9 protein-coding genes are annotated in these 8345 nt (G+C 57.8%); 2 read left to right on the top strand and 7 right to left on the bottom strand.

The features are described from left to right. The 6 genes from PMI37_RS14695 to ccoN (PMI37_RS14670) form a co-directional block, all read right to left on the bottom strand. A partial coding sequence (locus PMI37_RS14695; protein WP_008082039.1) for a cbb3-type cytochrome c oxidase subunit II occupies positions 1 to 203 on the bottom strand: 203 nt, incomplete at its 3' end. Beyond that, the gene (gene ccoN / locus PMI37_RS14690) at positions 203 to 1645 is read right to left on the bottom strand and encodes a cytochrome-c oxidase, cbb3-type subunit I (protein WP_008082037.1); all 1443 of its coding nucleotides are present in this window, start codon (positions 1643 to 1645) and stop codon (positions 203 to 205) included. The genes ccoN (PMI37_RS14690) and PMI37_RS14695, both read right to left, overlap by 1 nt. 481 nt (positions 1646 to 2126) lie before the next feature. Beyond that, positions 2127 to 3080, bottom strand: coding sequence for a cytochrome-c oxidase, cbb3-type subunit III (ccoP, locus tag PMI37_RS14685; RefSeq protein ID WP_008082035.1), 954 nt, complete (start codon positions 3078 to 3080; stop codon positions 2127 to 2129). Further along, positions 3077 to 3274: a cbb3-type cytochrome oxidase subunit 3 gene (locus tag PMI37_RS14680; RefSeq protein WP_008082033.1), complete on the bottom strand. Its 198-nt coding sequence runs from the start codon at positions 3272 to 3274 to the stop codon at positions 3077 to 3079. The genes ccoP and PMI37_RS14680 overlap by 4 nt, the downstream gene beginning before the upstream one ends. 3 nt (positions 3275 to 3277) lie before the next feature. Beyond that, positions 3278 to 3886: a cytochrome-c oxidase, cbb3-type subunit II gene (gene ccoO, locus PMI37_RS14675; protein WP_008082031.1), complete on the bottom strand. Its 609-nt coding sequence runs from the start codon at positions 3884 to 3886 to the stop codon at positions 3278 to 3280. 10 nt (positions 3887 to 3896) lie between these two features. Further along, positions 3897 to 5321, bottom strand: coding sequence for a cytochrome-c oxidase, cbb3-type subunit I (ccoN, locus tag PMI37_RS14670; protein ID WP_008082029.1), 1425 nt, complete (start codon positions 5319 to 5321; stop codon positions 3897 to 3899). 95 nt (positions 5322 to 5416) lie between these two features. On the opposite strand from ccoN (PMI37_RS14670), the gene PMI37_RS14665 reads away from it, so the two are divergent. After that, positions 5417 to 6094 carry an alpha/beta family hydrolase gene (locus tag PMI37_RS14665; RefSeq protein WP_008082028.1) on the top strand — a complete coding sequence of 226 codons (678 nt, stop codon included), beginning with the start codon at positions 5417 to 5419 and terminating at the stop codon, positions 6092 to 6094. 607 nt (positions 6095 to 6701) lie between these two features. Here the strand turns inward: PMI37_RS14665 and PMI37_RS14660 are convergent. Beyond that, positions 6702 to 6983 (bottom strand): type II toxin-antitoxin system YafO family toxin, encoded by a 282-nt coding sequence (locus PMI37_RS14660; protein WP_008082027.1) that lies wholly within the window; start codon positions 6981 to 6983, stop codon positions 6702 to 6704. A 911-nt stretch (positions 6984 to 7894) separates the two neighbouring features. Here PMI37_RS14660 and PMI37_RS14655 point away from each other — a divergent pair. Next, positions 7895 to 8260: a DUF6124 family protein gene (locus PMI37_RS14655; protein WP_008082024.1), complete on the top strand. Its 366-nt coding sequence runs from the start codon at positions 7895 to 7897 to the stop codon at positions 8258 to 8260. Positions 8261 to 8345 lie beyond the last annotated feature (85 nt).

The following is an 8345-nucleotide window of genomic DNA, read 5'->3' as shown; positions in this document are numbered from 1 at the left end:
TGGCAGCCGACACAGCCGTTGGCGATGTAAACGTCGCGGCCTTCCAGTTCAAGGGCGGGGCGTGGCTTCATGCCTTCGACCGGCTTGTTGGTGACGTCCTGGAAAAACAGCGGAACGATTTGAGTCAGGCCGCCAACACTGACGGCGATGACCATGAAGAAGGCCAGCAGGCCAATATTCTTCTCGACAGCTTCATGCTTCATCAGTGAGCTCCAACGACAGCGATCTGGGCGGCGGCTTCAGCTTCAACAGCGTTCGAGGCGCGCACGGTGCGCCAGACGTTGTAAGCCATCAGGAACATGCCGCTGGCGAAGAAAGCACCGCCCAGGGCACGGACGATGTAGCCCGGGTGGCTGGCTTGCAGCGCTTCAACGAACGAGTAGGTGAGGGTGCCGTCGTCGTTGATTGCACGCCACATCAGGCCCTGAGTGATGCCGTTGACCCACATCGACGCGATGTACAGCACGGTGCCGATGGTCGCGAGCCAGAAGTGCGCGTTGATCAGGCCGACGCTGTGCATCTGCGCACGGCCGAACAGACGCGGGATCATGTGGTAGATCGCGCCGATCGAGATCATTGCCACCCAGCCAAGAGCGCCGGCGTGTACGTGGCCGATGGTCCAGTCGGTGTAGTGCGAGAGCGAGTTGACGGTCTTGATCGCCATCATCGGCCCTTCGAAGGTCGACATGCCGTAGAACGCCAGCGATACCACGAGGAAACGCAGGATCGGGTCGGTGCGCAGCTTATGCCAGGCGCCAGAGAGGGTCATCATGCCGTTGATCATGCCGCCCCAGCTTGGCGCCAGCAGGATGATCGACATCGCCATGCCCAGCGATTGTGCCCAATCCGGCAGTGCGGTGTAGTGCAGGTGGTGCGGGCCGGCCCAGATGTACAGGGTGATCAGGGCCCAAAAGTGCACGATCGACAGGCGATAGGAGTAGATCGGACGTTCGGCCTGTTTCGGCACGAAGTAGTACATCATCCCGAGGAAACCGGTGGTCAGGAAGAAGCCCACCGCGTTGTGGCCGTACCACCACTGGATCATCGCATCGGTCGCGCCCGAGTAGGCGGAGTAGGACTTGAACAGGTTCACCGGCAGGGACGCGTGGTTGACGATGTGCAGCATCGCCGTGACGACGATGAACGCGCCGTAGAACCAGTTACCCACATAGATGTGCTTGGTTTTGCGCTTGGTGATGGTGCCGAAGAACACCAGACCGTAGGTGACCCAGACAATGGCCAGCAAAATGGCGATCGGCCATTCCAGTTCCGCGTATTCCTTGGTGGTGGTGTAACCCAGCGGCAAGGTAATGATTGCGCCGACAATCACCGCTTGCCAGCCCCAGAAGGTGAAGGCGGCGAGGCTGTCGGAAATCAGTCGCGTCTGGCAGGTTCGCTGCACGACATAGTAGGAAGTGGCAAATAGTGCACAACCACCGAAGGCGAAAATCACCAGGTTTGTGTGCAACGGGCGCAGGCGTCCAAAGCTCGTCCACGGCAGACCGAAGTTCAACTCCGGCCAGACCAGTTGCGAGGCGATGAAGACACCGAGCCCCATGCCAAGGATCCCCCAGACCACCGTCATGATGGCGAACTGGCGGACTACCTTATAGTTATAAGCAGTCGGACTGATTGCTGTGCTCATTCTAAGGTTCCACGGTTTGGGTGTTTTATTAGGATTAAAATCGGCCGCAAGTATGCAGAGAGCAGGGGGTCATTGCAACGCGCCATGACCTGGGTCAATGCTTTCCAAGGCTGATTCTGCGGCCTTTCCATGCGCCGCGTAAGGACAAAATCGGCCTCGGACAAAATGTCGCAGCGGACGAAAAAAGCGAGGGGTTCAGGTCACTTGTAACGAGGTATGTTCGAACGGCCAGTTCGGCTGATGAATGGCAATCGGCGCGACAGCCGGTATCTACCGGCCTTTGCGGCGAGTCTGTCAGCCAATTCATCGAACATATCGCTCGGGGTCGACCTGGAACCGGCACGGGCCAGTCCGCATCGAGCAAGCGTAGACCCGAATCCGGGGAACCGAAAGGTGAGGGTGTGAAGGGGTGCGACAATGCGTCGCAAAGGGGTGGGAAACTGCCGCACGGAGAATCGTGCGGCAGAGGTGTGCGCAATGATTATTTCTGTTTGTCTTCAGTAATCAGTTTTTCTGTATTCAATCCGTGGCTGAGGCTGTACACATAAGCCGCCAGCAATTGCACTTTATCGTTGCCCAGCAGCTCGTTTTGCGCCGGCATGTGACCCTGACGACCATGGCGAATGGTCTGCTCGAGTTGGGTCAGGCTGGTGCCATAGATAAACCCGGCCGGGTGCGTCAGATTCGGCGCGCCCATGGCTTCAGTGCCGTGGCCGGTTGCCCCATGACAGGCGACGCACGTGGTGCTGAACGCTTGTTGTCCCGCTTGCAGGTCAGCCTTGTTGTCGGCTGGCAATGGCAGGCCGGCCAGTTCATGACGGACATAAGCGGCAACGTTCTTCACCCCGGCCTCGCCCAACACTTCACCCCAGGCCGGCATCGCCGCCATCCGGCCACCCATGATGGTGGTCTTGATGGTGTCGGCGTCGCCGCCCCAGCGCCAGTCGCTGTCGGCGAGGTTAGGGAAACCGAACGCGCCTTTGGCATCGGAACCGTGGCACACCGAACAGTTGGAAGCGAACAAGCGGCCACCCATTTTCAACGCCTGCGGATCCTTCGCCACTTCTTCCACCGGCATGGCGGCGAACTTGGCGAAGATCGGCCCGAACTTGGCGTCGGCCTTGTTCATTTCCTTTTCCCACTCGTGCACGCCGGTCCAGCCATCCTCGTAACCCGGCAGAATGCCTTTCCAGTTGCCCAGACCCGGATACAGAATCAGATAGCCCACGGAAAACACCAGCGTGCCGGCGAACAGCATGAACCACCACTGCGGCAGCGGGTTGTCGTACTCCTCGATGCCGTCGAAGCTGTGGCCCATGGTCTGGTCGACGCTGCCCTTGGTTTCGCCCCGGCGGGTGCCGATCAGCAGCCACGTCAGGCCGATCAGGCTGCCGATGGTCAGTACGCAGATCCACGTACTCCAGAAGGTGGTCATGGCCGGGTACTCCTTGTCTCATTTGCTTGGGTTGTTTCGGCTTGCGGTTCGTCGGCGAACGGCAGCAGACGTGCTTCAGCGAACTCCGGGGTGCGCTTGCGGTTGAACACCCACAAGGTCAGGCCGACGAAGGCGACGAACACCACGACCGTGCCGAGGCCGCGAATCAGGCCTGCACTCATTTCAATGACCATGGCTCACCTCTTACTCTTGATCGCAGTGCCGAGCACTTGCAGGTAGGAGACGAGCGCGTCCATTTCGGTCTTGCCCTTGAGGCTGGCGACCGCGCCGCTGATGTCGTCGTCGGTGTACGGCACGCCAAGAGTGCGCATGACTTTGAGCTTGGTTTCGGTGTGGCTGCTGTCGACCGCCTGCGTGACAAGCCACGGGTAGGCCGGCATTTTCGATTCCGGTACGACGTTGCGCGGGTTGTACAAGTGCGCGCGGTGCCAGTCATCCGAGTAGCGCGCGCCGACCCGGGCGAGGTCCGGACCGGTACGTTTCGAGCCCCAGAGAAACGGGTGATCCCAAACGCTTTCACCGGCTACCGAGTAATGCCCGTAGCGTTCGGTTTCGGCGCGGAACGGGCGGATCATCTGCGAGTGGCAACCGACGCAGCCTTCGCGGATATAGATGTCGCGGCCTTCCAGTTGCAGCGCGGTGTAGGGCTTCATGCCCTCGACCGGTTTGTTGGTGACGTCCTGGAAGAACAGCGGGACGATCTGGGTCAGGCCGCCGATGCTCACGGCAAACACCATGAGCAACATCAACAGGCCGACGTTCTTTTCAATCGTTTCGTGTTTCATGGTCGACTCCTCAGGCCATCTGCGCGGCAGCGACGACGTCAGCAGGCTGCGAGGCCCGCACGGTGCGCCAGGTGTTGTAAGCCATCAGGAACATGCCGCTGAGGAAGATCGCCCCACCAATCAGCCGCACGACGAAGCCTGGGTGGCTGGCCACCAGGGTTTCGACGAAGGAGTAGGTGAGCGTGCCGTCCTCGTTGACTGCGCGCCACATCAGGCCCTGAGCGATGCCGTTGACCCACATCGAAGCGATGTAGAGCACGGTGCCGATGGTCGCGAGCCAGAAGTGCGCGTTGATCAGGCCGACGCTGTGCATCTGCGCCTTGCCGAAGATTTTCGGGATCATGTGGTACAGCGCGCCGATCGAGATCATCGCCACCCAACCGAGAGCGCCGGCGTGTACGTGGCCGATGGTCCAGTCGGTGTAGTGGGAGAGGGCGTTGACCGTTTTGATCGCCATCATCGGACCTTCGAAGGTCGACATGCCGTAGAACGCCAGCGAGACCACGAGGAAACGCAGGATCGGGTCGCTGCGCAACTTATGCCAGGCGCCCGAGAGGGTCATCATGCCGTTGATCATGCCGCCCCAGCTCGGTGCCAGCAGAATCAGCGACATCACCATGCCCAGCGACTGTGCCCAGTCCGGCAGCGCGGTGTAGTGCAAATGGTGTGGACCGGCCCAGATGTACAGGGTGATCAGTGCCCAGAAGTGCACGATCGACAGGCGATACGAATACACCGGACGTTCGGCCTGTTTCGGTACGAAGTAGTACATCATCCCGAGGAAACCGGCGGTGAGGAAAAAGCCTACGGCGTTGTGGCCGTACCACCATTGCACCATCGCGTCGGTTGCACCGGCGTATACCGAGTAGGACTTGGTGAAACTCACCGGCAACTCAAGGTTGTTGACGATGTGCAGAATCGCTACGGTGATGATGAACGCGCCGAAAAACCAGTTGCCCACGTAGATGTGTTTGGTCTTGCGCTGCATGATCGTGCCGAAGAACACGATGGCGTAAGCGACCCAGACGATGGTGATCAGGATGTCGATCGGCCATTCCAGCTCGGCGTATTCCTTGGAGCTGGTGTAACCCAGTGGCAGGCTGATCGCCGCCAACAAGATCACCAATTGCCAGCCCCAGAAGCAGAACGCGGCGATTTTTGGCGCAAACAATTGGGTCTGGCAGGTGCGTTGCACCGAGTAGAACGAACTGGCGAACAGCGCACAGCCACCGAACGCGAAGATCACCGCGTTGGTGTGCAGCGGGCGCAGACGGCCGAAACTGGTCCAGGGCAAATTGAAGTTGAGTTCGGGCCAGACCAATTGGGCCGCGAGAAAAACCCCGAGCCCCATGCCGACGATGCCCCACACCACCGTCATAATGGCGAATTGGCGGACCACCTTGTAGTTGTAGGCGGTACTGATAGAAGTGTTCATGGTTCCCCATCCACGGTTCAGCCGAAGTGAGCGCGCGCAAAAGACGCGGCGAATCCTTCGTCTGGAGTTATAGGCAGACTAAAAGCGAGGCAAGCATGGACAAACAGCACAAGGCCAGTATTGACGGGGATCAATGGGCGCAGTGCGTGCGTGATCATGGGTGGCTTTGGGATGCCGCGTCGGGTGAGGTTTCGGCGACGTTGATCCTTGCTCATGGTGCCGGTGCGCCGATGGACAGTGACTGGATGAACGACATGGCTGGGCGCCTTGCTGCACTGGGCGTGAACGTGTTGCGGTTTGAGTTTCCGTATATGGCGCAGCGACGGGTTGATGGGGTGAAGCGGCCGCCGAATCCTGCGGGGAAATTGCAGGAAAGTTGGCGTGAGGTGTTCGCTGAAGTGCGACGTCATGTCACTGGGGTTTTGGCGGTTGGCGGGAAGTCGATGGGTGGGCGAATGGCCAGTCTCTTGGCTGATGAGTTGGGGGCTGATGCGTTGGTTTGTCTGGGGTATCCGTTTTATGCGGTGGGGAAGCCGGAGAAACCTCGGGTTGAGCATTTGGCTGGGTTGAAGACGCGGACATTGATTGTGCAGGGGGAGCGGGATGCGCTTGGCAACCGTGAAGCGGTTGAGGCTTACACCTTGTCACCGAGTATTGAGGTGTTTTGGCTGGCTGCGGGGGATCATGATTTGAAGCCGTTGATGGTTTCGGGGTTTACGCATGAGCAGCATTTGGCCCGTGCGGCTGAGCGTGTGGCTGGGTTTCTTCGGTGAGGCTTTATTTGGGGGGCATATCCGTTGCTGCGGTAACGGCTGCTTAGGGTTTCGCCCTCACGGCGACTCACTTTTTTACAAGGAGCGCCCGAAAAAATAAGCAAAAAACGCTTGCTCCTACGTTCGGCCCGCTCGCTAAGGCTCGGGGTTCCTTCGCTCCGGGATCCATCCGGTGCACCTCCTCTCGCTGTGTTTGGCTTCGCCAAACGGTCGCTGCGCTCCCACGCCCGGATCAATCCCTCCACTCAGCCTTCCGACGTCGCCCGTGGATCAAGATCAAAAGCGGTACTCGAGCTAGCGCTCATTGTTGAGTGGTGCGGCTGCGCCGCGAGTTTCATGTAGGAGCTGCCGCAGGCTGCGATCTTTTGATTTCGCTCTTCGCAGGAGCAGAGCCTGCTCGCGAAGGCGGCCTGCCAGCCGACCATTCCCTCGCTGATGCACCCGGCCCTACTGTAGGAGTGAGCCTGCTCGCGATAGCGACCTACCAGCCGACCAATTTCTTACAGACTGCATGCAATCTCTGTGGGAGCTGGCTTGCCAGCGATGGCGGCCTGACGAACAACACCAAAACATCAGAGCAACTTCCCGCTTTTTCTGAGAGTACAACTCACCGCTCATCAATGTCCGGAAAGAAGATCCTGCCAACAACCCAAGGCTCAACGATCTCGCAATCTACGGTGCGCAAAAAAGATCCCCACTCGCTTCGGTTATGAGCATCCGGGCCGGTGATTGTCAGTAGCAGGTACTCATCCCGAAAGGCGTCATAGGCGTAGATCAGCCAAAAGTCATTGTCAGCATCATCAACCAATGCTGTGCGGTAATACTGACGATTGATTTTTTCCCATCGAGCCTGCAGTGCCTGACTACTGGCCAGGTGAATATGATGCATATCGTTCAGATCGAGTCGTTCGTCTCGCCCAAAAACTGCGGTAATTCATCGCAGATTTTGTAGTTGTAGAAGTGTGCCGCGAAGTTTTTCCAGTTATTGATTTGTTCAAAAAGTGTGGAAATTTTGATGGCTGGCATCCAGGCCTACTTTGTAAAAGGTAGCCTGCCAGTGATCACAAATTTATCGAACACTTTCTACCCATCACGCGCGGCTTGCCGAACATCCAGGAATGTCAGTTCATCACGGACATTTTTTTTGTTGGGTTTGTCGGTTTTTCGGGTGGTGGCCATCGCAGCCTCCGAAGGATGTGTATTCATGCTGACCAGCTTATGTGAATTAATTTTGAGCGGCAAACAGTAGAACCCTGCTCAGAGATGGGCAAGTCGGCGGATTCTGATCGAGTTGTAGGACATGGAACGCAGATGTGTAGGCACTGAAATATTGTCATTTGATGCCTGCGATGGCGCGGATGCATTTTCAGGTTGAGCGATTTCGTCTAATCGTTTCAGAAAACGGGTTGAACATTTTTCGGCATTTCGCGTTGTTAAACATGATTGCTGATAGATGTTTAAATTACACAAACCGTTACGCCACAAGCCCTACAACGCCTTGCGCCGTTACCTACGCGTACGCCAGAATCCGCCGGCATACACGACCATGGCTCGGGCTATATCGTTTCCCTGTCACTGAAAATCAGTGATCGGGTTTGGTAGCCCGTCTGTAATAGTTGTATGGCGACACCTTCTGCAGCCTCTTTTTTGCGGCTTGCTTTATATGGTGGTCATGCGGGGGGGCTCTTTCGAGAGCGCCGGGTTTCCTATTGCAGCCGGTCTACCAACCCGCGTATGGCCGCCACCCTCGTTTGGTAGCGAGAAGTGACGGCTCCTGAAACTGCGATAGGAGCTTCACTCATGTTCAAAGCCACGCCAAATCCCCCGGATACCGATCCGATCCCGTACGACCCAACCCTCGAACCTCAAAAGTTAAGAGAAGCGACCGACCGCGCCATCAACTTCTACCTCAACCCCGGCTCACTGAAGCTTTCAATCCCTTCCCGCAAGACCAGCAAGATCTTCCTCATCGACCCCGCAGTGGACGAAGAAACACTGCTCGTCGAAGCCTGCGAATCGTTAGCCGCTGCCAGCGACATGGCCCGTGATATCGGCGACGTCATCGACAACACACAACGCCGGACCATGCTGATGCTGCATCAGGTGATCATGCTGAGTGAGCTGATGGTCAACCGAGTCCTGGACAGCCGCCGCTTGCCGCACTAGCAAACCCGACGCAGTCCCCTTGTAGGAGCTGCCGCAGGCTGCGATCTTTTGATCTGTTTTTTAACAATCAAAGGCAAGATCAAAA

Origin of the sequence: Pseudomonas sp. GM80, from assembly GCF_000282515.1 — a bacterium.
Lineage (GTDB): Bacteria > Pseudomonadota > Gammaproteobacteria > Pseudomonadales > Pseudomonadaceae > Aquipseudomonas.
The sequence above is the reverse complement of the archived record's forward strand: the minus strand, read 5'-3'. Positions and strand labels throughout refer to the sequence as shown.